We start from the raw sequence: 22,558 nt of genomic DNA, 5'->3' as shown, positions 1-22,558 counted from the left end.
GTCGTTTTCTGCGTTTCCGCATCAGCGACGTTTATTAATTTAACATATACAAACTATTAACGTCAACACTTTTTAATAAAAAATTCTTTTTCTTACATAACGAATACATTCTTCTGTGTTAGCTACTCTCCGGAATAAACAGAAAATGATTTTATATCTTTCTTCCATGGCTTTTTTTACAACTTCATGAATACGCTCATCTTCAAAATCAAATAAAAGTTCCTCTAATTCTCTCTTCAATATGTATTCCATTTCTTTTCTCTCTTCTTTTGTCAACATCAGCCCAAGCAAACAATCACCTCAATAATTCCTTACGCAACAATAAACGTTCCGCTCATTTTCAATTATCACAATCCTATCATCCATTATATCCACTACTTACGATATTAATCCTTTGTTCTCTTTTTTATATTTACAGCATATATGTAACTGAAAAGGATTGGACAAAGGGGCGTAATATTATGTTTTTCTTTTTTATTACGAGTAAGAGAAATTTTAAACACATTAGCTTAATAGTGATACTGTCCTTATTTACAGCATGGCTACTCTTTTTAAAAACATATTCACATGAATCTGCTTTTTCAACTGCTACAGGCCCTAAAGTAATTTACAAAGGAGACACCGCTAAAAAGCAAGTTGCATTTACGTTTGATATTAGTTGGGGAGACAAAAAAGCAATTCCAATCCTAGATACTCTTAAAGAAAGAGAAATTAAGAATGCAACATTCTTCCTTTCTGCTGCATGGGCCGAAAGACACCCCGATATTGTAGAGCGAATCATGAAAGACGGACACGAAATCGGTAGTATGGGGTACAATTACACATCCTACACTTCTCTAGAGACAAATGAAATAAGACGAGACCTTTTACGAGCACAAGATGTTTTTACGAAACTTGGTGTAAAACAAGTCAAGCTGTTACGTCCACCTAGTGGCGAATTTAACAAAGCAACCCTTAAAATCGCAGAATCACTTGGATACACCGTCGTGCATTGGAGTAATAATTCAAACGATTGGAAAAACCCAGGTGTAAATAACATCGTTTCCACTGTCTCTAATAATTTGAAAGGTGGAGATATCGTCTTATTACACGCATCCGATTCTGCCCTTCAAACAAATAGAGCTTTACCGCTGCTCCTGCAAAAAATAAAAAGTGATGGATATGAGCAAATATCCGTATCACAACTTATTTCCAACACAAGTACGAAAAGTGAAGATGTGAAGTAGCTTCTTCCCTACCACTCTTCACGCATAAAAAGCTCTACTACCTTTCAAGAAGGTGGTAGAGCTTTTTTAATCATACCATTTCCAGCATTATAACTGCTGGTGTATAAAATCTCTCTATTAAGCTGATTTACTTGTTTTTCCGATTAAACGATGTAATACAAGTAATTGATATGCATTACATAACAATAGCGGTATAACCATTAAATATAACCAATCTGTATCATTAATCCGAAGCGCCGGTACCCATTCAAGGATCGTTACAACAACCATAAAGAACAGAGCTGGCACAAATGCTTTTTTATTTGTTTCTTTGCTTTTTACATAAGCAACAATTGCTCCAAACACAAATAATATTCCAGCAACAAGTATGTTATTCCCTAACGAGACTTCCCCATTTGCAATAAGTACAGATCTTAAATACACAAAATCAAATAATACGAATGCAATAAAGAAGAGCTGGACTGCATTCCATAAAGAAGATGAGCGGAACATCCCTAGTCCAAAACGGTGGATTGTTAAATATGCAAAGAATCCCATTTGACTTATAACACTAAAAATAAATCCTACACCCATCAGCCAGAAAGATACTGCTAAAATCTCCTTACCGTCGAAATTTTGAAAAAATTTATTGTACTTGTCCCACTCCAAAACAAAACCAATAATAACTGTGCTAATTCCACCAAGAAACAACGTCGTTAAAAATAGTCGTACCCACTTGCGGCTATTCACAACACATCCCCCATTATCCTTATATTTCTAATTAAATTGTATCAATGACAATTTCAAAAAGCTAGCCATGTTCATGTATAAATTCCTTAAAGATATTTATATTAAAAAGAGAGAACTGTGCTGAAAGGAGTTCCAACTTATGAAACGGATGCTATTCATTTTCGTTTCTTCTTTTCTACTTATCGCACTTGCAGCATGCGCACAAGGAAAAGAAACGAAATCCGAACTAGATTACGATCAAACAAAGAAAATGATTGTTGATATTTTAAAAACAGATCAAGGTAAGAAAGCTATTCAAGATGTATTAACTGATGAAAAAATGAAACAAGCACTCATACTAGATGAAACAGTAGTAAAGAAAACGATTGAAGATGCCATGGTATCCGATAAAGGGCAACAATTCTGGGAAAAGCTCTTTAAAGATCCTGAGTTCTCATCAAAGTTTGCTAAAAGTATGGGGAAAGAACAAACTCAATTAATGAAAACCTTACTAAAAGACCCTGAATACCAAGCAGGCGTTATAGAAATTATGAAAAATCCTGAAGTAGAAAAAATGATGTTACAAACAATGAAGAGTAAAGAATACCGTCAATATCTACAACAAGTACTAACAGAAACTGCTGAAAGTCCACTCTTCCAAGCCAAGATGATTGATATCATTAGTAAAGGTGTGCAAAAAGCTGAAAAAGGCGGATCCGGTAAGAAAGAAGCAGGCGGTGACGGTGGTTCTCAAGACGAGAAGAAGGAAGAACAGTAAAAAATAATAACTATAATAACGAGTGAACAATGTATACATTGTTCACTCGTTATTACTTTATCTTGCTATTAATAGACAAAATGGACCCCTCTAGTTAAGCGAAAGGTTTACAGCCTTATTGTTGTCAGTAACAGGTAAACCCCACTGATTAAAGTTTCACTTTATTTTTGTGTAACAGCTGTTTTATCAATTACTGTTTCAGCTATTTTACTATAAATAATGCCCGTTGTATGTGTATCTTCATATACTGAAGGAGCAAAGTCTTCTTTATTCCAATCGGGTTGTTGTAGTGGAATACGCCCAAGAACATTTGTTTGTAATTCGGTAGCTAACTTATCTCCCCCGCCTTTTCCAAATACATATTCTTTCTCACCAGTTACCTTACTTTCAAAATATGCCATATTCTCAACAACACCAAGAATACTATGTTCAGTGCGCAATGCCATCGCTCCAGCACGCGCTGCTACAAACGCAGCTGTTGGATGAGGCGTCGTTACAATAATCTCTTTGCAAGATGGCAACATTGAGTGCACATCTAACGCAACATCACCTGTGCCTGGTGGCAAATCTAGTACTAAATAATCTAAATCGCCCCATTCTACTTCTGTGAAGAAGTGGTTTAACATTTTCCCAAGCATAGGTCCTCTCCAAATAACTGGTGCATTATCCTCTACAAAGAAGCCCATTGAGATTACCTTTACACCTAAACGTTCCACCGGAATTATCTTGTCACCTCTTACGATAGGACGTTTTTCTATCCCCATCATGTCTGGCACACTAAAACCGTAAATGTCCGCATCAATAATACCAACTTTTTTTCCTAAACGAGCTAAAGCAACTGCAAGGTTAACGGAAACAGTTGATTTTCCCACGCCACCTTTTCCACTCGCTACTGCTAAGAATGTTGTTTTTGAATTAGGTGACAATAAAGATTCACTTTGCTCTTCTTCTTGTTCCGGTGCAAACTGAGCTAATTCCTCTTCTGTAAATTCTGCAAAACGAAGTCCAACTGTTGCTGCCCCAAGTTCTTTTACTAACTTTACAATTCCAGACTGCAACTGCATTTGTTCCGCTGTACCGGTTTTTACGATTGCAATTTTGACACTCACATGTTCCTTCTCTGGCTTGACTGTTACCTCTTTAATTGCACTTGTTTCTTTTAATGTTTTATGTAAAAACGGATCTACAATCCCTTCTAACGCTTCAACCACTTGCTCTTTCGTTACCATAATTAGCCCAGCCCCCTGTATGAAAAATAACGTAATGTTAATTGAATTTATCTCTGCTTATTCTTGAAATAAATGCGTTTACATTTCCAGTATAACATATTTTCCGAAAACTTCGTTAACGAGAGAAGCTCAAAAAAATCCTCCTTATTCTGGAGGATTTCCTTTTTCCGTGAAATACCGTAGTATACCACGGTATATTGCAGCTGCTACCTTTTGCTGATATTTCTCCGAATTTAACATATACCTTTCGTTCACATTCGATAAAAAGCCAGCTTCAATTAAAGCACCTGGTGTTTTAGAATACTTTAATAAATACACATGCGAAATAGTCTTAGCAGAACGATTCGTATTCTCTAAACTTGTTCTCAATTCAGCCTGTATAAATTTTGCAGCACGTTCATTTTCAATTGAAGAGCGGTAATAGAACGTTTGTGCGCCTTTCGATCCACTACTAGTTAAAGCATTTAAATGAATACTTGCAAAAAAGTCTACATCAGGTTTATTGATGATTTCTACACGTTTTTTTAAATCCTCTGCTTTACGTCTGCTATATGACTTTGTATCTTTGTTAGCTAAATCATAATCTCCCTCACGCGTTAAAATAACTAGTGCACCTTGTTCTTGTAAATAGTCTTGTACCTTTTTTGTAATTTCAAGCGTAATATCCTTTTCTATAATATCCTTTCCACCAACAGCCCCTCCATCTGGTCCACCATGCCCAGCATCTAATACGATTACTTTCCCTGATAAGGGTAAATTCCAAGCACGCCACGATTTTGTAATTTGAAATTCTTGTTTGACTAAAAAAAACAATACAACCGCAGCGAGTGCAAAAGAGATAATTCGAATTCTCTTCATACCTTTCCTCCTCCAGCTAGTCCCTCTAATTACTTATATGGGACAAGAGGAAAGTTTATGCTTGTCTTAATGAAGCTTTAATCGATATCTTCTTTCACCTTTTTCATACCCTTCTTGCCACCACAATCCTATAAACTGCTGACAAGATTCAAAAAGTAATTCCTCATCTTTCAACTTTATTTCTCGCATAGTCATACTCGTTAAAAATTGAAATAGCGTTTCAGTTAATTGTTGTTCTTCTTCTAAAGCTCTATATTTCACATCAAAAAACGATTCACCATAATAACCAAATTTACTGTATCTCGCTCCTAATAAATAAGATTCTATCCCTAATTCAATACAGTAATCTTCATACTGACGATGAAGCTCTTGCATTTGAAAGGCATCACGAATATTTGAACGCAATGTTTTTAATGATAATTCCCGCAACATCTTCCGCTCGTATTTTAACTGCTTTTCTTTTTGTTTTTCTTGTAAGCTGACAATGACATTCATAGTACTTATAAACCTCCCTAATACGTATTAGTCTAAACTTCTAAAGAAGAAGCATACGCGTGGCGGTAGCACTAAAATATTCCAAGCTATAAAAATTGCAAAAGAGGAATGAAACATAAAAAACCCCAACCAAAATGGTTGGGGTTTGTAGTTCGCAAAAATTAACGTTTTGAGAACTGAGGTGCACGACGTGCGCCTTTAAGACCGTATTTTTTACGCTCTTTCATACGTGCGTCACGAGTTAATAGACCTGCACGTTTTAGTGTTAGACGGTATTCTGGATCAGCTTTTAATAAAGCGCGAGAAATACCGTGACGAATAGCACCAGCTTGACCAGTGTATCCACCACCATTTACGTTTACAAGTACATCGTAGTTACCTAAAGTTTCTGTTGCAACTAGAGGTTGTTTCACTACTTCACGTAATGCAGCAAATGGGATATAGTTTTCAAAATCACGACCGTTAATGATAACGCGTCCTTCGCCTGGAACTAGGCGTACGCGCGCTACTGAACTCTTACGACGTCCAGTGCCATAGTATTGAACCTGTGCCAAAGTAAGCCCTCCTTTAATTAATTATCCGCGAAGTTCGTAAACTTCTGGTTTTTGTGCTTGGTGTGGATGCTCTGCTCCAGCATACACGTTAAGTTTCTTAGAAACTTGACGGCCTAAGCGTCCTTTTGGAAGCATGCCTTTAATTGCAAGCTCTAACATTTGTACAGGGTAGTTTGTACGCATTTCAAGAGCTGTTCTTTGCTTAAGTCCACCTGGGTGGTTAGTGTGACGGTAGTAAATTTTATCGTTTAATTTATTACCTGTTAAATGAATTTTCTCAGCGTTAATAATAATTACATGATCACCCGTGTCAACGTGTGGTGTAAATGTAGGTTTGTTTTTACCACGTAAAATGGATGCTACTTCACTAGCAAGGCGACCTAAAGTTTGACCTTCAGCATCAACCACATACCATTTACGCTCAACTTCGTTAGCTTTTGCCATAAAAGTCGTACGCATGTGTTTCCCTCCTCGTTATCTTTTCCATAGAAAAAATCTATTGTTTATCTTAAACACGATTTCCTTCCGGGGCTAATCGTGGTTTTAGAAACAATACCATATGTTATGATATACTTTTGAGTTTCTAATGTCAAGCAAATGTTACACCAGGATTAGTTGTTATAGTTTACCTCCCATAAGTAAAGCCCATGACCTGGAGCCATCTTTCCAGCAAACTGACGATTTTGTTTCGCTAAAATCTCTGGAATGCTATCAGGATCAAGCTTTCCTTGCCCTACGCTAAGTAACGTACCAACAATAATTCTGACCATATTATATAAAAATCCATTACCTACAAAACGAAAAATTATTTCATCATTTTGTTCAATTAACTCGATTTCATAAATTGTTCGCACTTTATCTTTTTTGTCAGTTTTTGCCGAACAAAAAGAAGTGAAATCATGTGTTCCAATAAAATAAGGAATTGCTTTTCTTATAGAGTTGATTTCGAGCGGGTATGGATATTGATATACGTAATTTCTACGGAATACATCCGCAGTCTTTGATAATAATACACGATAACGATATTCTTTTTTCTCAACACCGTAACGTGCATGAAATTCTTCTGTTTTTTTCTCTACTTGCCTAATAACAATATCATCTGGCAACATTGTGTTTAAAGCATTAATCCATTGCCACTCTTCAAGAGACAAAGGAGTATCAAAGTGTATTACTTGTCCTTTTGCATGAACTGTAGAATCTGTTCTACCAGATGCCTGAACACGAACAAGTTCTCCCTTATGCAATTTCTGCAATGCTTTTTCTATCTCCTGTTGAACAGTACGATGGTTCGGCTGAATTTGATAACCACAAAAATGCATGCCATCATATGCAACCGTACATTTTATTCTATCCATTTCTCTATTCTCCATTACGATCGCACCCATGCCAAAATACAAGCTAAACAAAATAAGCTGACAATCGTTACTGTATCGCTTGTTTTCCAGCGTAGTTGCCTAAATTTAGTACGTCCTTCACCACTTTGATATCCACGAGCTTCCATCGCAATGGCTAAGTCCTCTGCACGCTTAAAAGCACTGATAAACAGAGGAACGAGCAGTGAAATAATAGCTTTCATTCTATCTTTTATCGGTCCCCCGGCAAAATCAATACCACGTGACGCTTGTGCTTTCATTATTTTACTCGTTTCATCCATTAATGTCGGGATAAAACGAAGAGAAATTGACATCATTAATGCGATTTCATGAACAGGAACCTTTATACGCTTCAACGGCTTTAATAACGTCTCCAAACCATCTGTAATTTCAATAGGTGTCGTCGTTAACGTTAATAATGTCGTCATTAAAATAATAACGAAGAATCGTACAGAAATGTATATCCCTTGCTCTAATCCTTTTTCATATATCGAAAACCAACCAAGCTGGAATAGTACATCCCCCTCCTTATTTGTAAAAATATGCAGGAAAAATGTAAAAAGAAAAATCCATAAAATTGGTTTTAAGCCCGAAAGTACATAACGAATCGGCACTTTTGCAAAAAATAAAGCAATGAGTGCATATAAAAATAAAAATCCATATGAAATCGCATTATTTGCTAAGAAAACAACAAATACATATAAAAAGACAATCAGCAGCTTCGTACGTGGATCAAGTTGATGAATAAGTGAATTCCCCGGGATATATCTCCCAATAATCAACTGCTGCATGATTCATGACCACCTTTTCGTAACACCTGCACAACTTCATGAGTAAGATCCTCTAAAGATAAGGTAGCCTTTGGAATTGAAATACCAAACTTCTCTTCAATTGCACGTTTATACTTTAATGACATAGGAAGATCCACACCAATTTTCTCTAGTTCATCGGCATGTGAAAATACTTCCTCTGCACTTCCTTGCAAAAAGACCGTTCCTTTATGCATAACTACAATCTGCTCCGCATACTGAGCAGCATCCTCCATATTATGCGTTACAAGGATAACTGTAAGACCTTTCTCCTTGTGCAGCTTATAAAACATCTCCATAAGTTCGTTCTGCCCTTTTGGATCTAGTCCTGCTGTAGGTTCATCTAATACAAGCACTTCAGGTTCCATCGCCAGTACACCCGCTATAGCAACACGTCTCATTTGTCCACCACTTAATTCGAACGGAGAACGTGTTAACAGTTCCGGTTCTAGCCCTACAAGTTCAATTGCCTTTCTAGCCTTTTGCCTTGCTTCGTCTACAGATACTCCAAAATTAGTAGGGCCGAAACAAATATCTTTCTCCACAGTCTCTTCAAACAACTGATGTTCTGGGAATTGAAAGACAACCCCTACTTTTTTACGTAGTGGCTTTAACTTTTTTTCTTTCTTTCCTGCCGAAATCAAATGTTCACCAATTTGAACTGTACCATTTGTCGGCTGCAATAAACCATTTAAATGTTGAATCATCGTTGACTTACCTGAACCAGTATGACCAATAATGGCATAATAGCCCCCACTTGGAAACGACACATCTACATCATAAAGTGCGCGTCTTTCAAATGGAGTTTTATATTGATAACGATGCTCTACTTTTTGGAATGTAATCTCCAAAGTTCGTTCACCAAGCTTTCCATTGTAAGATGCGTATTTTGCAAGAGAATTTCATTTCTTTTTAATAATTCTGCTATTTTCACTGAAAACGGTACATCTAAGCCAATTTCTTGGAGCATATGAGAGGATTTGAAAATTTTTTCTGGAGTCCCTTCCTCTAATATTTCTCCCTTATTTAAAATAATGACACGATCTGACTGTGCCGCTTCTTCTAAATCGTGCGTAATCGATAACACGGTAATACCTTTTTGAGTAACAAGTTGTCTAACCGTTTCTACTACTTCACGTCTCCCTTGAGGGTCTAACATTGACGTTGCTTCATCTAATATTAAAATAGATGGTTGAAGTGCTAAAACGCCTGCTATTGCCACTCGCTGCTTTTGCCCACCAGATAAGGAATGAGGCTCATCATTAAGAAAATCTTCCATACGGACAAGTCGCAAGGCCTGTTCTAATCTTTCAATCATTTGTTCTCTTGGCATTCCGATATTCTCTAAGCCAAATACAACATCATCTTGCACTGTTGTTCCAACAAATTGATTATCTGGATTTTGAAATACCATTCCAATTTGTTTTCGAACATCCCATACCGTTTCCTCTGATAAAACCATTGTATCATTTACTGTAATAGTCCCTGCTTCTGGCAAAAACAAACCATTCAATAATTTTGCAAGTGTAGACTTTCCTGAACCGTTTTGTCCAATAATAGATACCCACTCTCCCTCATATAAGGAAAATGAAACATCTTTTAATGCATAAGTGGCTGCCCCAGGATATTGAAATGATATATTTTCTATCCGAAGTTTCTCTTTTTTCAATAGAAGGCACCCTTTCCTTCGCACAGTTAGCATATTTTTATATTTAAAAAAAAGGGCCATGACCAGTTTCTTGAAAAGAACTGTCCTGCCCTTTTAATTATCATTATACTAACTCGATAATTACCATTGGTGCTGCGTCTCCGCGACGTGGACCAATTTTTGCAATACGAGTGTATCCGCCTTGGCGCTCAGCATAGCGTGGAGCTACATCAGCGAATAGTTTTTGAAGTGCATCTTGACCAGTCTCAGCGTTAGCTACTTCATTGCGAATGAAAGCTGCTGCTTGACGACGAGCATGAAGATCTCCGCGTTTACCTAAAGTGATCATTTTTTCCACTACAGAACGAAGTTCTTTTGCACGAGTTTCTGTCGTTTGGATGCGCTCGTTGATAATTAAATCAGTAGCTAAATCACGTAACATAGCTTTACGTTGCGCACTTGTACGGCCTAATTTTCTGTATGCCATTCGTAGTTCCCTCCTTTGTTGATGGGTTTAAATCCTCAGTCGTCTTTACGTAAACCTAAACCTAATTCCTCAAGTTTATGTTTAACTTCTTCTAAGGATTTACGTCCTAAGTTACGAACTTTCATCATATCTTCTTCTGTTTTGTTCGCAAGCTCTTGTACAGTATTAATTCCTGCACGTTTTAGGCAATTATAAGAACGAACAGAAAGGTCTAGTTCTTCGATAGTCATCTCAAGAACTTTCTCTTTTTGATCTTCTTCCTTCTCGACCATAATCTCAGCATTTTGTGCTTCATCAGTTAAACCAACAAAGATATTTAAATGCTCAGTTAAGATTTTGGCACCTAAAGAGATAGCTTCTTTTGGCCCGATGCTTCCATCCGTCCATACATCAAGCGTAAGCTTATCATAATTAGCCACTTGTCCGACACGTGTCTTTTCCACTTGGTAAGTCACACGTGATACTGGAGTATAAATAGAATCAATAGGAATTACTCCTATTGGTTGATCTTCGCTTTTATTTGCATCAGCTGGCGTATACCCACGGCCACGCTTTGCAGTTAAACGCACGCGGAAATGCGCATCTTTTGCTAACGTTGCAATGTGTAAATCTGGATTTAAGATTTCTACATCACTATCGTGAGTAATATCAGCAGCTGTGACAATACCTTCGCCCTGTACATCAATTTCCAACGTCTTCTCTTCTTCAGAGTAGATTTTAAGAGCTAACTTTTTCAAGTTTAAGATGATCGTCGTAACGTCTTCTACTACGCCCTCAACTGTTGAAAATTCATGTAATACGCCATCGATTTGGATAGCAGTAACAGCGGCACCAGGGAGTGAGGATAAAAGAATACGACGTAAGGAGTTACCCAAAGTAGTACCATATCCACGCTCAAGCGGTTCAATTACGAATTTACCATATTTAGCATCTTCGTTAAGTTCAACCGTTTCGATTTTCGGCTTTTCGATTTCAATCATTAACTAAACCCTCCTTCAAAACGTCGAAACCCCGGTTAAACAAAGGTATAACCCCTGTCTAACCGAAAGTCCCCCTTAGGCAGTTCCCGATTGTGCACAACAAGCGATGTTTCTGTACGAAATTTCTCGATAATGCATCATATCCATTATAGACAAAAGGGAAAATTCTATACAGAAAAATTACACACGACGACGTTTTGGTGGACGACATCCATTATGAGGAACTGGAGTAACATCTCTAATTGCTGTTACTTCTAGACCTGCAGCTTGAAGAGCACGAATTGCAGCTTCACGACCAGCACCAGGACCTTTAACAGTAACCTCTAAAGTTTTTAAACCGTGTTCCATTGCAGCTTTAGCAGCAGTTTCAGCAGCCATTTGCGCAGCGAATGGAGTAGATTTACGAGATCCACGGAAACCAAGTGCACCAGCACTAGACCAAGAAAGTGCGTTACCGTGAGTATCTGTAAGTGTTACGATTGTGTTGTTGAAAGTAGAACGAATATGAGCTATACCAGCTTCAATATTCTTTTTCACACGTTTTTTACGAGTGTTTGTTTTACGTGCCATTGTTAGTTCAACCTCCTTTACTTATTATTTCTTTTTATTTGCTACTGTACGACGTGGACCTTTACGTGTACGAGCATTGTTTTTAGAGTTTTGACCACGAACTGGTAAACCACGACGGTGACGAAGACCACGGTAAGAACCGATCTCCATTAGACGTTTGATGTTAAGAGATACTTCACGACGAAGGTCTCCCTCAACTTTAATACGATCGATGATATCACGGATACGTCCTAATTCGTCTTCCGTTAAATCACGAACTCGTGTTTCTTCAGAAATACCTGCTTCAGCAAGAATTTTTTCAGCAGTTGTGCGACCAATGCCGAATACGTAAGTTAAAGAAATAACAACGCGTTTGTCTCGAGGAATATCTACACCTGCGATACGTGCCATTACGAATGCACCTCCTTCTGATTAACCTTGTTTTTGTTTATGTTTAGGGTTTTCACAAATAACCATTACTTTTCCACGTCTACGAATAACTTTACATTTTTCGCAGATTGGTTTAACTGACGGTCTTACTTTCATGTCTCGAACCTCCTTAAAGATTACGGAGTGCTATATTATTTAAAACGGTACGTAATACGACCACGATTTAAATCGTACGGAGATAATTCTACCGTAACTTTGTCTCCTGGTAAAATACGAATGAAGTTCATACGGATTTTACCAGAAACGTGAGCCAATACGACATGCCCATTCTCTAATTCTACTTTGAACATAGCATTTGGCAACGTTTCAAGAACGGTACCTTCGACTTCAATTACATCATCTTTAGCCATTCAATAGTTCTCCCTTCTTCAAATCAGTAACATTTTACACTGCTCTGAAATCCCGGAGAGCCAGCTACTTATAAAGTGGTAAGGATTTCGTATCCTGCTTCTGTAAGAGCAATCGTGTGCTCAAAATGGGCACACCATTTACCATCTACCGTTACCACTGTCCAGTCATCAGATAGTGTTTTTACATATCGTCTTCCTTGATTCACCATCGGCTCAACACAGATGACCATTCCCGGCTTTAATCTAGGGCCTCTATTGGGTGGACCATAGTGCGGGATTTGAGGGTCCTCATGTAAGTCTTGCCCGATTCCGTGACCAACATACTCCCTAACGATCGAGAATCCATTCTCTTCAGCATGGGTTTGAACCGCATGTGAGATATTTGATAATCTCTCGCCTGGTTTTACTTGTTCTAGACCAAGATACAACGATTTTTCTGTGACATCAAGTAGCTTTTGAACAGATTCAGAAATGTTTCCAACTGGATACGTCCATGCAGAATCTCCATGGTACCCATTGTATTTCGCACCAATATCGATACTGATGATATCGCCCTCTTTGAGCTTGCGCTTCCCTGGAATTCCGTGTACAAGCTCTTCATTTACAGAAGCACATATGCTCCCCGGAAATCCGTTGTATCCTTTAAAAGATGGCGTAGCACCATATTTTTGAATCGTCTTTTCCGCTATTTGATCGAGCTCTTTCGTTGTAATTCCTGGAGTAATGTGCTGTTTCAACTCTTGATGAGTCAAAGCAACGATCCTGCCAGCTTCTCGCATGATTTCTATCTCGCGAGGAGTTTTGCAGATTATCATTACGCTAAGCCTCCGATGAGAACATCGATATCAGCAAATACTTTATTGATATCTTGCTCACCATTAATGCTTTGTAAGTAACCAAGCTCTTCGTAGAAATCAAGCAAAGGTTTTGTTTGCTTAATATTTACATCTAAACGATTTGCTACAGTTTCTTCATTGTCATCAGAGCGTTGATATAATTCGCCACCACATTTATCGCACACATCAGCTTTTGCTGGTGGATTGAATTCTAAGTGGTAAGTCGCACCGCACTCTTTACAAATGCGACGGCCTGTAAGGCGTTTTAATAACAACCCTGAATCCACATTAATGTTTAAAACATAGTCGATTTTTTTGCCAAGATCTTTCATAATTTCTTCAAGAGCTGATGCTTGTGCAACAGTTCGTGGGAAACCGTCTAGTAAGAAACCTCTTACGCAGTCGTCTTGACTTAAACGTTCACGAACGATTCCGATTGTAACTTCATCTGGAACAAGTGCACCTTTATCAATAAAAGATTTTGCTTGTAGACCCATTTCAGTTTCAGCCTTCATAGCTGCACGGAACATGTCTCCTGTTGAAATGTGAGGGATGTTATACTTGGCAACAATCTGTTCGGCTTGTGTACCTTTACCAGCACCAGGAAGCCCCATTAAAATTAAGTTCATCCTTGTTCCCCCTCAGAGTACATGAGCATGTAGGGAAGACAATTCTTCCCACTTACTCACTGCTTGATAAACCCTTTGTAATGGCGTTTTACCAGTTGGCTTTCTAGCTGCTTCATTGTTTCTAAAGCAACGCCGACAACGATTAACATACTCGTTCCACCGATCTGTGCAGATGGAGGAAGATTTCCCAATTTCGTAAAGATAACTGGTAAGATTGCAATCGCTGCTAGGAAAATTGATCCTACAAAGGTCAAACGATACAAGATTTTTGTTAGATATTGTTCCGTATTCTTACCCGGACGAATACCTGGAACATATCCACCTTGCTTGTTTAGATTCTCTGACATTTGCTCTGGATTAACCTGAACAAATGCATAGAAATATGTGAAGGCTACAATGAGCGCAACATATATGATCATTCCCACTGGGTGAGAATAGTTAAAGTTTGCAATAATCCACTGCGATACATCATGTTTCGGGAAGAACTGTGCAATAGTCGGAGGCGTAATTAAGAATGAAACAGCAAAAATTACTGGAATAACACCAGCACTATTTACCTTAAGCGGTAAATGTGTGTTTTGTGCTCCAGCATAACCACCATTTCCTCCTGTTACACGCTTCGCATATTGAATTGGGATCTTTCTAACAGCCTGTTGAATGAAAATAACACCCACAATAACTGCTAGCACAGCTAGTAAAATCAATGCAACTTTAACGATACTCATGAACAATTGATCTCCGATATTTTGAAACTGTTGCTGATACACTTGAGATATAACACTTGGGATCGCTGCGGCAATACCGCCAAAGATAAGGATGGAAATACCATTACCTACACCTTTAGCTGTAATCTGTTCACCTAACCACATTAAAAATGCAGTACCAGCAGTCAGTACCGTAGCAATGTATAAATAAGTGCTCCAACCTGGATTCAAAATTAATTGTCCACCTACCATACCGTTAAAACCGATTGACATACCAAACCCCTGAATAAACGCAAGAACAATTGTAAAGTAACGCGTGAATTGCGTTAATTTACGACGGCCCATTTCACCTTGCTTCGACCATTCCGAAAATTTAGGAACAACATCCATCTGCAATAATTGCACGATGATGGATGCTGTAATATACGGCATGATTCCCATCGCAAAGATGGAGAAGTTTTTCAAGGCTCCACCGCCAAATGTATTTAGAATACCTAAAGCATTTAATTGATCTTGTGCCTTCAGTACGTCTCCATTTGTAAATGGCACGGGGATAAACGTGCCAATCCTGAATACGATTAACATCGCTAAAGTGAATAATATTTTACGTCTTATCTCAGCAACGCGCATAAAGTTGGAGATTGTACGAAACATTAGATCACCTCAACTGATCCGCCAGCTGCTTCAATTGCTTCTTTAGCACTTGAAGAGAACTTGTGCGCTTTAACAGTTAGTTTTTTCTCTACTGCTCCGCTTGCAAGAACTTTAACACCGTCGTTTAACTTGCTGATAACGCCAGTTTCCAGCAATAATTCAGGTGTTACTTCTGTACCATCTTCAAAACGATTTAACGTTGATAAGTTTACAATAGCAAACTCTTTACGGTTAATGTTTGTGAAGCCGCGTTTTGGTAAACGACGGAATAATGGAGTTTGACCACCTTCGAAGCCAAGACGAACACCGCCGCCAGAACGTGCGTTTTGTCCTTTATGACCTTTACCAGCAGTTTTACCGTTACCAGAACCGATACCACGACCGACACGGTTACGTACTTTACGAGAACCTTCTGCAGGTTTTAATTCATGAAGTTTCATTCCCAGGCACCTCCTTATATTAATGAGTTATCCTTAAGCTTCTTTTACAGTTACAAGGTGAGAAACTTTGTTGATCATACCAAGAATAGCAGGAGTTTCTTCCTTAACTACAGTTGAATTCAACTTTTTAAGACCTAAAGCTTCTACCGTCGCACGTTGATCTTGTGGACGACCAATTACACTACGAGTGAGGGTAATTTCTAACTTTTTCGCCATTTGTTTTCCCTCCTTAACCTAGTAGCTCTTCTACAGATTTACCGCGTAATTTTGCAACATCTTCAGCGCGCTTAAGTTCGCTTAATCCGTTCACAGTAGCGCGAATCATGTTGATTGGTGTGTTAGAACCAAGAGATTTCGAAAGAATATCTTGTACACCAGCTAATTCAAGGACCGCACGAACAGGTCCACCAGCAATAACACCAGTACCCTCAGCAGCAGGTTTTAAGAATACTTCACCAGCGCCAAAATGACCGTTGATTGTGTGTGGAATTGTTGTACCAACTAATGGTACAGCGATTAAGTTTTTCTTAGCGTCTTCGATAGCTTTACGGATTGCGTCTGGTACCTCTTGTGCTTTACCAGTACCGAATCCAACATGACCGTTTTTATCGCCAACTACAACTAGTGCAGCAAAGCGGAAACGACGACCACCCTTAACAACTTTCGCGACACGATTTATCGTAACTACACGTTCTTCAAGTTCTAATTTACTTGGGTCAATGCGATGCATCAATTTTCCCTCCTTTGACCATTAAAATTGTAATCCAGCCTCACGAGCAGCTTCAGCTAGAGCTTTAACACGGCCATGGTATAAGTAACCACCGCGATCAAATACTACTTCTTTAACGCCTTTCTCTACAGCACGCTTAGCAACTGATTCTCCAACTTTCGTAGCAGCTTCAATATTGCTAGTACCGTTAAGAGCAAGGTCTTTATCAAGAGTAGATGCACTTACTAACGTTACACCATTCACATCATCAATAACTTGAGCGTAAATATGTTGGTTAGAACGGAACACGTTTAAACGTGGACGCTCTGCAGTACCAGTAAGTTTAGCACGTACACGTGCATGTCTTTTCTTACGAGTCGCATTTTTATCAGCTTTAGTGATCATTCTTGTCACTCCTTTCTCTCACCTAACGGGTTTACTTAGCAGTTTTACCTTCTTTACGACGAACAACTTCGCCTTCGTAACGAATACCTTTACCTTTGTAAGGCTCAGGAGCACGTACAGCACGGATGTTAGCAGCGAATTCGCCAACACGTTGCTTGTCGATACCTTTAATTACGATCTTAGTTGGTGCAGGTACTTCAACTTCAAGACCTGCTTCCGGAGTCATTTCTACTGGATGAGAATAACCTACGCTTAATACAAGTTTATCACCTTGTTTTTGAGCACGGTAACCAACACCGACTAATTCAAGTCCGCGTGCGAAACCTTCAGTTACACCTTCAACCATGTTTCCGATTAAAGCACGAGTTGTACCGTGTAATGCACGGTGTTCCTTCTGTTCAGATGGACGCTCAACTGTTAATGTATTCTCTTCAATTTTGATAAGCATATCAGCATTGAAAGTACGAGTTAATTCACCTTTAGGGCCTTTTACTGTTACAGTATTGTCTTCTGCAACTGTAATAGTAACACCTGCAGGGATTTCAAGAATCTTTTTACCAATACGAGACATGTGGTCACACCTCCGTTCGTTTTAAATATATATTACCAAACGTATGCTACTACTTCTCCACCAGTTTGTAATTGACGAGCGTCTTTGTCTGTCATTACTCCCTTAGATGTAGAAACAAGAGCGATACCTAATCCGTTAAGTACACGTGGTACTTCGTCAGCTTTAGCGTAAACGCGTAAGCCAGGTTTACTGATACGTTTTAATCCAGTGATTACACGTTCATTGTTTGCACCATATTTCAGGAAAATACGAAGGATACCTTGTTTGTTATCCTCGATGTATTCTACATCACGAATGAAACCTTCACGTTTTAAAAGTTCAGCGATCTCTTTTTTGATTTTAGAAGCAGGAACCTCTAATTTCTCATGACGTACCATGTTCGCATTACGGATGCGAGTAAGCATGTCTGCAATTGGATCTGTCATCACCATGTGTTTTACCTCCTTCCCATTTGTGGGTTTTACCAACTAGCTTTTTTAACACCAGGAATTTGACCTTTATATGCAAGTTCACGGAAACAAATACGGCAAAGTTTAAATTTGCGGTATACAGAATGCGGACGACCGCAGCGTTCGCAACGTGTATACTCTTGTACTTTAAACTTAGGAGTACGCTTTTGTTTCGCTATCATAGATTTTTTAGCCACGTTTTCGCCTCCTCTACTTAGCGTTGGCTTCCATTATTTTTGGAATGGCATACCGAATTGTGTTAAAAGTTCACGAGCTTCTTCATCAGTTTTCGCTGTAGTAACGATTACGATGTCCATACCGCGGACTTTGCTTACTTTATCATAATCAATCTCAGGGAAAATAAGTTGCTCTTTAACACCTAATGTATAGTTTCCACGACCATCGAATGATTTCTTAGAAACACCACGGAAATCACGTACACGTGGTAAAGAAACTGATACTAATTTGTCGAAGAACTCATACATTTGCTCGCCGCGTAAAGTTACTTTCGCACCGATTGGCATACCTTCACGAAGACGGAAACCAGCGATTGATTTTTTAGCACGAGTTACAACAGGTTTTTGACCTGTGATTTGTGTTAATTCTTCTACTGCGTTGTCTAACGCTTTTGAGTTAGATACCGCGTCACCAACACCAGTGTTGATTACGATCTTTTCGATTTTTGGTACCTGCATTACAGATTTATAGTTAAACTTGCTCACTAGAGCAGGAGTAATTTCCTTTTGGAACTTCTCTTTAAGGCGATTCAATGAAGTGACCTCCTTTCTTAAGAAAATTATTTATCTAATAATTCACCAGATTTTTTTGCAATACGAACTTTTTTACCATCTTCTACTTTGAAGCCTACACGAGTAGGTTCACCTGTTTTCGGATCTAAAATCATAACGTTAGAAACGTGAATAGGTGCTTCTTTAGTAATAATTCCACCTTGTGGATTTAATTGAGATGGCTTAGAGTGCTTCTTAACGATATTGACACCCTCAACGATAACACGGTTTTGCTTTGGGAAAGCCACAAGGATAACGCCTTGTTTTCCTTTGTCTTTACCAGTGATTACCTGTACTTTATCACCTTTTTTTACATGCATCTTAATTCTGCACCTCCTTAGCAAGGCAATACCTTAAATTATAGAACTTCTGGAGCTAAAGAAACGATCTTCATGAAGTTGCTATCACGTAATTCACGAGCTACTGGTCCGAAGATACGAGTACCACGTGGGCTCTTATCGTCTTTAATGATAACCGCTGCGTTTTCATCAAATTTGATGTAAGAACCGTCCGGACGACGAGCTCCGCTCTTCGTACGTACCACTACTGCTTTAACAACGTCACCTTTTTTAACAACGCCACCTGGTGTTGCTTGTTTTACCGTAGCAACGATAATGTCACCAATGTTAGCATATTTACGACCAGAGCCGCCTAATACTTTAATTGTTAAAAGTTCACGTGCACCAGAGTTGTCAGCAACTTTCAAACGAGATTCTTGTTGGATCATGTTATGAAACCTCCCTTCGGACTAAAAATTCCGATTCGTCTATTTAGATAATAACCGCTTCTTCAACGATTTCAACTAAACGGAAACGCTTAGTAGCAGAAAGCGGGCGAGTTTCCATGATTTTAACGATATCGCCAAGTTTCGCTTGGTTTTGCTCATCATGGGCTTTGTACTTCTTAGAATACTTAACACGTTTTCCGTACAAGGAATGAGTTTTGTAAGTTTCAACTAAAACTGTAATCGTTTTGTCCATTTTGTCAGACACTACACGACCAGTATAAACTTTGCGTTGGTTACGTTCGCTCACTATGCAAACCTCCCCTCAATTTATCGATTAATTCCGATCTCTCTTTCACGAACTACAGTTTTCATACGAGCAATTGCTTTACGCACTTCACGAATGCGAGTTGGATTCTCTAATTGTCCTGTAGCAAGTTGGAAGCGAAGATTAAACAACTCTTCCTTTAAAGCTTTAACTTTTGTTTCGATTTCGGCAGTGGTTAATTCACGAATATCATTAGTTTTCATTAGATTCACCACCATTTTCTTCACGTTTTACGAATTTACATTTCACAGGTAACTTGTGAGCTGCAAGACGTAATGCTTCGCGTGCTACCTCTTCAGATACACCCGCGATTTCGAACATAATTTTCCCAGGTTTTACTACTGCTACCCAGCCTTCTGGTGCCCCTTTACCGGAACCCATACGTACTTCTAGAGGTTTTGCAGTGTAAGGTTTAGAAGGGAAAATTTTAATCCATACTTTACCGCCACGTTTCATGTAACGAGTCATTGCACGACGAGCAGCTTCGATTTGACGGTTTGTAATCCATGAAGCAGCTTGTGCTTGTAAACCGAATTCACCGAAAGCAATTTCAGTTCCACCTTTAGCACGACCACGCATTTTACCACGATGCTCTCTACGATATTTTACGCGTTTTGGCATTAACATATTATTTTCCTCCTTCCTCAGAAGCTTTCTTTTTTGTAGGAAGGACTTCTCCACGGTAGATCCATACTTTTACGCCTAATTTACCGTATGTTGTATCAGCTTCAACTGCTGCATAGTCAATATCAGCGCGAAGTGTATGAAGTGGAACAGTTCCTTCACTGTAAGATTCTGCACGAGCGATATCAGCTCCGCCAAGACGACCAGAAACCTGTGTTTTAATACCTTTAGCACCTGCACGCATAGCACGTTGAATAACTTGCTTTTGTGCACGACGGAATGATACACGGTTTTCTAATTGACGAGCGATGTTTTCGCCTACTAATTTAGCGTTAAGATCAGCTCTCTTAACTTCTAAAATGTTGATGTGTACACGCTTGCCTGTTAATTGGTTAAGAGCTTTACGAAGTGCTTCAACTTCAGTACCACCTTTACCAATTACCATACCAGGTTTTGCAGTGTGAATTGTAACATTTACACGATTTGCTGCACGTTCGATTTCTACTTTAGCAACAGCAGAATCTTTTAAGCGTACATTAATGTACTCACGGATTTTGATGTCTTCATGTAATAATGTAGCGTAATCTTTCTCAGCGAACCAACGAGATTCCCAGTCACGGATAACGCCGACACGAAGACCAATTGGATTAACCTTTTGACCCATCGATTATCCCTCCTTCTTTTCTGATACCACAACTGTGATGTGGCTTGTGCGTTTGTTAATTTGGCTTGCACGACCCATTGCACGTGGACGGAAACGTTTTAACGTTGGACCTTCGTCAACGAAAACTTTTTCAACAACTAGGTTGTTAATGTCCATCTCATAATTGTGCTCTGCATTTGCGATTGCAGATTTTAAAACTTTTTCTACAACTGGAGAAGCAGTTTTTGGTGTGTGGTTAAGGATAGCAATCGCTTCACCCACTTGCTTACCTCGGATTAAGTCTACTACTAAACGAACTTTACGAGGAGCAATACGAACTGTTCTCGCTACTGCTTTAGCTTGCATTGAAGTGCCTCCTCTCATTATCTTCTAGTTTTCTTATCGTCAGCAAGGTGACCTTTGTACGTACGAGTTGGTGCGAATTCACCTAACTTATGGCCAACCATATCCTCAGTGATGTACACAGGTACGTGTTTACGACCATCATATACAGCGATTGTGTGTCCGATGAACTGAGGGAAGATTGTTGAACGGCGAGACCAAGTTTTAACAACTTGTTTTTGCTCAGATGCAACTAATTTTTCCATTTTGCTCATTAAGTGATCATCGACAAATGGTCCTTTTTTTAAGCTACGAGCCATTTTGGTGCCTCCCTTCGTGATTGGCGTACGGTTCTAGAAATGAACCGTACTACAATCCCATTATTTTTTACGACGACGAACGATGAATTTGTCAGACGCTTTGTTTTTCTTACGAGTCTTGAATCCAAGAGTTGGTTTACCCCATGGAGACATTGGAGACTTACGTCCGATTGGAGAACGTCCTTCACCACCACCGTGTGGGTGATCAACCGGGTTCATTACAGAACCACGAACTGTTGGGCGTTTACCTAACCAGCGAGAGCGACCTGCTTTACCGATTTTGATAAGTTCGTGTTGTTCGTTACCTACTTGACCGATTGAAGCGCGACAAGCAGATAATACAAGACGTACTTCACCAGAAGTTAAACGTACAAGTACGTATTTACCTTCTTTACCAAGTACTTGAGCAGATGTACCAGCAGAACGAACTAATTGTCCGCCACGACCAGGCTTAAGCTCGATGTTATGAACAACAGTACCTACTGGAATGTTGATTAATGGTAATGCGTTACCGATTTTAATGTCAGCTTCTGGGCCAGACATAACTTCCATACCTACTTCTAAAGATTTAGGAGCAAGAATGTAACGTTTTTCACCGTCAACGTAGTTAATTAATGCGATATTCGCAGAGCGGTTTGGATCGTATTCGATCGTAGCAACGCGTCCTGGAATTCCATCTTTGTTACGCTTAAAGTCGATGATACGGTATTGACGCTTATGTCCGCCACCTTGATGACGTACAGTGATTTTACCTTGGTTATTACGACCAGCCTTCTTGCTTAAAGGAGCAAGTAATGACTTTTCGGGTCTATCAGTCGTGATTTCAGCGAAATCATTCGTAGTCATATTACGACGACCGTTAGTAGTTGGATTATACTTTTTGATTCCCATCTCAATT

The 22,558-nt window shown here is 39.0% G+C and carries 39 protein-coding genes; 2 read left to right on the top strand and 37 right to left on the bottom strand.

Going from position 1 to position 22,558, the window contains the following annotated elements; translation table 11 throughout:
- Positions 1-72: 72 nt before the first annotated feature.
- On the bottom strand, positions 73-291 hold the full coding sequence (locus HMPREF2590_RS08715; RefSeq protein WP_000901147.1) for a hypothetical protein: 219 nt from the start codon (positions 289-291) through the stop codon (positions 73-75).
- A 170-nt stretch (positions 292-461) separates the two neighbouring features.
- On the opposite strand from HMPREF2590_RS08715, the gene pdaB reads away from it, so the two are divergent.
- Positions 462-1,226 carry a polysaccharide deacetylase family sporulation protein PdaB gene (pdaB, locus tag HMPREF2590_RS08710; RefSeq protein ID WP_000464705.1) on the top strand — a complete coding sequence of 255 codons (765 nt, stop codon included), beginning with the start codon at positions 462-464 and terminating at the stop codon, positions 1,224-1,226.
- 117 nt (positions 1,227-1,343) lie between these two features.
- Here pdaB and kbaA read toward each other — a convergent pair whose 3' ends face one another.
- Positions 1,344-1,955 carry a KinB signaling pathway activation protein KbaA gene (gene kbaA / locus HMPREF2590_RS08705; protein ID WP_001088526.1) on the bottom strand — a complete coding sequence of 204 codons (612 nt, stop codon included), beginning with the start codon at positions 1,953-1,955 and terminating at the stop codon, positions 1,344-1,346.
- Positions 1,956-2,094: 139 nt separating this feature from the next.
- Here kbaA and gerD point away from each other — a divergent pair, with 139 nt between their 5' ends.
- Entirely contained in the window at positions 2,095-2,712 is a 618-nt protein-coding gene (gene gerD, locus HMPREF2590_RS08700; RefSeq protein WP_000827293.1) for a spore germination lipoprotein GerD, read from the top strand.
- 161 nt (positions 2,713-2,873) lie between these two features.
- Here the strand turns inward: gerD and HMPREF2590_RS08695 are convergent, their stop codons facing one another.
- From HMPREF2590_RS08695 to rplB, 35 genes are all read right to left on the bottom strand, one after another.
- Positions 2,874-3,941, bottom strand: coding sequence for an Mrp/NBP35 family ATP-binding protein (locus HMPREF2590_RS08695; protein ID WP_000256628.1), 1,068 nt, complete (start codon positions 3,939-3,941; stop codon positions 2,874-2,876).
- 144 nt (positions 3,942-4,085) lie between these two features.
- Positions 4,086-4,799, bottom strand: coding sequence for an N-acetylmuramoyl-L-alanine amidase CwlD (gene cwlD, locus HMPREF2590_RS08690; protein WP_000822439.1), 714 nt, complete (start codon positions 4,797-4,799; stop codon positions 4,086-4,088).
- A gap of 66 nt (positions 4,800-4,865) precedes the next feature.
- A complete protein-coding gene (locus HMPREF2590_RS08685) occupies positions 4,866-5,294 on the bottom strand; it encodes a DUF2521 family protein (protein ID WP_001101005.1) in 429 nt (142 codons plus the stop codon).
- Between the two features lie 161 nt (positions 5,295-5,455).
- Positions 5,456-5,848 carry a 30S ribosomal protein S9 gene (gene rpsI, locus HMPREF2590_RS08680; protein ID WP_000079986.1) on the bottom strand — a complete coding sequence of 131 codons (393 nt, stop codon included), beginning with the start codon at positions 5,846-5,848 and terminating at the stop codon, positions 5,456-5,458.
- A 21-nt stretch (positions 5,849-5,869) separates the two neighbouring features.
- Entirely contained in the window at positions 5,870-6,307 is a 438-nt protein-coding gene (gene rplM / locus HMPREF2590_RS08675; RefSeq protein ID WP_001260793.1) for a 50S ribosomal protein L13, read from the bottom strand.
- Between the two features lie 152 nt (positions 6,308-6,459).
- Complete coding sequence (gene truA / locus HMPREF2590_RS08670) at positions 6,460-7,203, bottom strand: tRNA pseudouridine(38-40) synthase TruA (protein WP_002098927.1); 744 nt, start codon at positions 7,201-7,203, stop codon at positions 6,460-6,462.
- Between the two features lie 14 nt (positions 7,204-7,217).
- Positions 7,218-8,012 (bottom strand): energy-coupling factor transporter transmembrane component T family protein, encoded by a 795-nt coding sequence (locus tag HMPREF2590_RS08665; protein WP_001186526.1) that lies wholly within the window; start codon positions 8,010-8,012, stop codon positions 7,218-7,220.
- Positions 8,000-8,881 carry an energy-coupling factor ABC transporter ATP-binding protein gene (locus tag HMPREF2590_RS08660; protein ID WP_000406535.1) on the bottom strand — a complete coding sequence of 294 codons (882 nt, stop codon included), beginning with the start codon at positions 8,879-8,881 and terminating at the stop codon, positions 8,000-8,002. The genes HMPREF2590_RS08665 and HMPREF2590_RS08660 overlap by 13 nt, the downstream gene beginning before the upstream one ends.
- The gene (locus HMPREF2590_RS08655) at positions 8,857-9,699 is read right to left on the bottom strand and encodes an energy-coupling factor ABC transporter ATP-binding protein (RefSeq protein WP_000711759.1); all 843 of its coding nucleotides are present in this window, start codon (positions 9,697-9,699) and stop codon (positions 8,857-8,859) included. Before HMPREF2590_RS08655 ends, HMPREF2590_RS08660 begins: the two co-directional genes overlap by 25 nt.
- Positions 9,700-9,802: 103 nt before the next feature.
- A complete protein-coding gene (gene rplQ, locus HMPREF2590_RS08650) occupies positions 9,803-10,165 on the bottom strand; it encodes a 50S ribosomal protein L17 (protein ID WP_000331490.1) in 363 nt (120 codons plus the stop codon).
- A gap of 35 nt (positions 10,166-10,200) precedes the next feature.
- Positions 10,201-11,145 carry a DNA-directed RNA polymerase subunit alpha gene (locus tag HMPREF2590_RS08645; RefSeq protein ID WP_000569643.1) on the bottom strand — a complete coding sequence of 315 codons (945 nt, stop codon included), beginning with the start codon at positions 11,143-11,145 and terminating at the stop codon, positions 10,201-10,203.
- A 180-nt stretch (positions 11,146-11,325) separates the two neighbouring features.
- Entirely contained in the window at positions 11,326-11,715 is a 390-nt protein-coding gene (rpsK, locus tag HMPREF2590_RS08640) for a 30S ribosomal protein S11 (protein WP_000101798.1), read from the bottom strand.
- 24 nt (positions 11,716-11,739) lie between these two features.
- On the bottom strand, positions 11,740-12,105 hold the full coding sequence (rpsM, locus tag HMPREF2590_RS08635; protein WP_000090788.1) for a 30S ribosomal protein S13: 366 nt from the start codon (positions 12,103-12,105) through the stop codon (positions 11,740-11,742).
- A 21-nt stretch (positions 12,106-12,126) separates the two neighbouring features.
- A complete protein-coding gene (gene rpmJ, locus HMPREF2590_RS08630; RefSeq protein ID WP_000868344.1) occupies positions 12,127-12,240 on the bottom strand; it encodes a 50S ribosomal protein L36 in 114 nt (37 codons plus the stop codon).
- Positions 12,241-12,275: 35 nt separating this feature from the next.
- Complete coding sequence (gene infA / locus HMPREF2590_RS08625; RefSeq protein ID WP_001029884.1) at positions 12,276-12,494, bottom strand: translation initiation factor IF-1; 219 nt, start codon at positions 12,492-12,494, stop codon at positions 12,276-12,278.
- A 68-nt stretch (positions 12,495-12,562) separates the two neighbouring features.
- Complete coding sequence (map, locus tag HMPREF2590_RS08620; protein ID WP_000582539.1) at positions 12,563-13,309, bottom strand: type I methionyl aminopeptidase; 747 nt, start codon at positions 13,307-13,309, stop codon at positions 12,563-12,565.
- The gene (locus HMPREF2590_RS08615) at positions 13,309-13,959 is read right to left on the bottom strand and encodes an adenylate kinase (protein ID WP_001048989.1); all 651 of its coding nucleotides are present in this window, start codon (positions 13,957-13,959) and stop codon (positions 13,309-13,311) included. The genes map and HMPREF2590_RS08615 overlap by 1 nt, the downstream gene beginning before the upstream one ends.
- A 56-nt stretch (positions 13,960-14,015) precedes the next feature.
- Complete coding sequence (gene secY / locus HMPREF2590_RS08610; protein ID WP_000490117.1) at positions 14,016-15,317, bottom strand: preprotein translocase subunit SecY; 1,302 nt, start codon at positions 15,315-15,317, stop codon at positions 14,016-14,018.
- A complete protein-coding gene (gene rplO / locus HMPREF2590_RS08605; protein ID WP_000766081.1) occupies positions 15,317-15,757 on the bottom strand; it encodes a 50S ribosomal protein L15 in 441 nt (146 codons plus the stop codon). Before rplO ends, secY begins: the two co-directional genes overlap by 1 nt.
- A 33-nt stretch (positions 15,758-15,790) precedes the next feature.
- The gene (rpmD, locus tag HMPREF2590_RS08600) at positions 15,791-15,973 is read right to left on the bottom strand and encodes a 50S ribosomal protein L30 (RefSeq protein ID WP_001085234.1); all 183 of its coding nucleotides are present in this window, start codon (positions 15,971-15,973) and stop codon (positions 15,791-15,793) included.
- Positions 15,974-15,986: 13 nt separating this feature from the next.
- Entirely contained in the window at positions 15,987-16,487 is a 501-nt protein-coding gene (gene rpsE / locus HMPREF2590_RS08595) for a 30S ribosomal protein S5 (protein ID WP_000554646.1), read from the bottom strand.
- Between the two features lie 21 nt (positions 16,488-16,508).
- Positions 16,509-16,871, bottom strand: coding sequence for a 50S ribosomal protein L18 (gene rplR, locus HMPREF2590_RS08590; protein WP_000628816.1), 363 nt, complete (start codon positions 16,869-16,871; stop codon positions 16,509-16,511).
- Positions 16,872-16,902: 31 nt separating this feature from the next.
- Positions 16,903-17,442 (bottom strand): 50S ribosomal protein L6, encoded by a 540-nt coding sequence (gene rplF, locus HMPREF2590_RS08585; protein ID WP_000086558.1) that lies wholly within the window; start codon positions 17,440-17,442, stop codon positions 16,903-16,905.
- 32 nt (positions 17,443-17,474) lie between these two features.
- Positions 17,475-17,873, bottom strand: a complete 399-nt coding sequence (gene rpsH / locus HMPREF2590_RS08580; RefSeq protein WP_000245511.1) for a 30S ribosomal protein S8 — start codon at positions 17,871-17,873, stop codon at positions 17,475-17,477.
- 29 nt (positions 17,874-17,902) lie between these two features.
- Entirely contained in the window at positions 17,903-18,088 is a 186-nt protein-coding gene (gene rpsN / locus HMPREF2590_RS08575) for a 30S ribosomal protein S14 (RefSeq protein WP_001085700.1), read from the bottom strand.
- Between the two features lie 33 nt (positions 18,089-18,121).
- On the bottom strand, positions 18,122-18,661 hold the full coding sequence (rplE, locus tag HMPREF2590_RS08570) for a 50S ribosomal protein L5 (protein ID WP_001080831.1): 540 nt from the start codon (positions 18,659-18,661) through the stop codon (positions 18,122-18,124).
- 26 nt (positions 18,662-18,687) lie between these two features.
- Positions 18,688-18,999: a 50S ribosomal protein L24 gene (gene rplX / locus HMPREF2590_RS08565; RefSeq protein WP_000558200.1), complete on the bottom strand. Its 312-nt coding sequence runs from the start codon at positions 18,997-18,999 to the stop codon at positions 18,688-18,690.
- A gap of 38 nt (positions 19,000-19,037) precedes the next feature.
- Positions 19,038-19,406, bottom strand: coding sequence for a 50S ribosomal protein L14 (gene rplN, locus HMPREF2590_RS08560; RefSeq protein ID WP_000615912.1), 369 nt, complete (start codon positions 19,404-19,406; stop codon positions 19,038-19,040).
- A gap of 43 nt (positions 19,407-19,449) precedes the next feature.
- Positions 19,450-19,713, bottom strand: a complete 264-nt coding sequence (gene rpsQ / locus HMPREF2590_RS08555; RefSeq protein WP_000004106.1) for a 30S ribosomal protein S17 — start codon at positions 19,711-19,713, stop codon at positions 19,450-19,452.
- Positions 19,714-19,733: 20 nt separating this feature from the next.
- On the bottom strand, positions 19,734-19,934 hold the full coding sequence (rpmC, locus tag HMPREF2590_RS08550; RefSeq protein ID WP_000855718.1) for a 50S ribosomal protein L29: 201 nt from the start codon (positions 19,932-19,934) through the stop codon (positions 19,734-19,736).
- Positions 19,924-20,358 (bottom strand): 50S ribosomal protein L16, encoded by a 435-nt coding sequence (gene rplP, locus HMPREF2590_RS08545; RefSeq protein ID WP_000928969.1) that lies wholly within the window; start codon positions 20,356-20,358, stop codon positions 19,924-19,926. Before rplP ends, rpmC begins: the two co-directional genes overlap by 11 nt.
- A gap of 1 nt (position 20,359) precedes the next feature.
- Positions 20,360-21,019 (bottom strand): 30S ribosomal protein S3, encoded by a 660-nt coding sequence (gene rpsC, locus HMPREF2590_RS08540; protein WP_000529956.1) that lies wholly within the window; start codon positions 21,017-21,019, stop codon positions 20,360-20,362.
- A 3-nt stretch (positions 21,020-21,022) separates the two neighbouring features.
- Complete coding sequence (gene rplV, locus HMPREF2590_RS08535; RefSeq protein ID WP_001148024.1) at positions 21,023-21,364, bottom strand: 50S ribosomal protein L22; 342 nt, start codon at positions 21,362-21,364, stop codon at positions 21,023-21,025.
- Positions 21,365-21,381: 17 nt separating this feature from the next.
- On the bottom strand, positions 21,382-21,660 hold the full coding sequence (rpsS, locus tag HMPREF2590_RS08530) for a 30S ribosomal protein S19 (RefSeq protein ID WP_000124454.1): 279 nt from the start codon (positions 21,658-21,660) through the stop codon (positions 21,382-21,384).
- A gap of 60 nt (positions 21,661-21,720) precedes the next feature.
- Positions 21,721-22,551 (bottom strand): 50S ribosomal protein L2, encoded by an 831-nt coding sequence (gene rplB, locus HMPREF2590_RS08525; protein ID WP_000511583.1) that lies wholly within the window; start codon positions 22,549-22,551, stop codon positions 21,721-21,723.
- Positions 22,552-22,558 lie beyond the last annotated feature (7 nt).

The sequence above is a fragment of the Bacillus sp. HMSC036E02 genome, from assembly GCF_001836235.1.
In the GTDB taxonomy this organism is placed as follows: domain Bacteria; phylum Bacillota; class Bacilli; order Bacillales; family Bacillaceae_G; genus Bacillus_A; species Bacillus_A cereus.
Note: the sequence above shows the minus strand (reverse complement) of the source record. Positions and strands in the feature narration are given on the sequence as shown.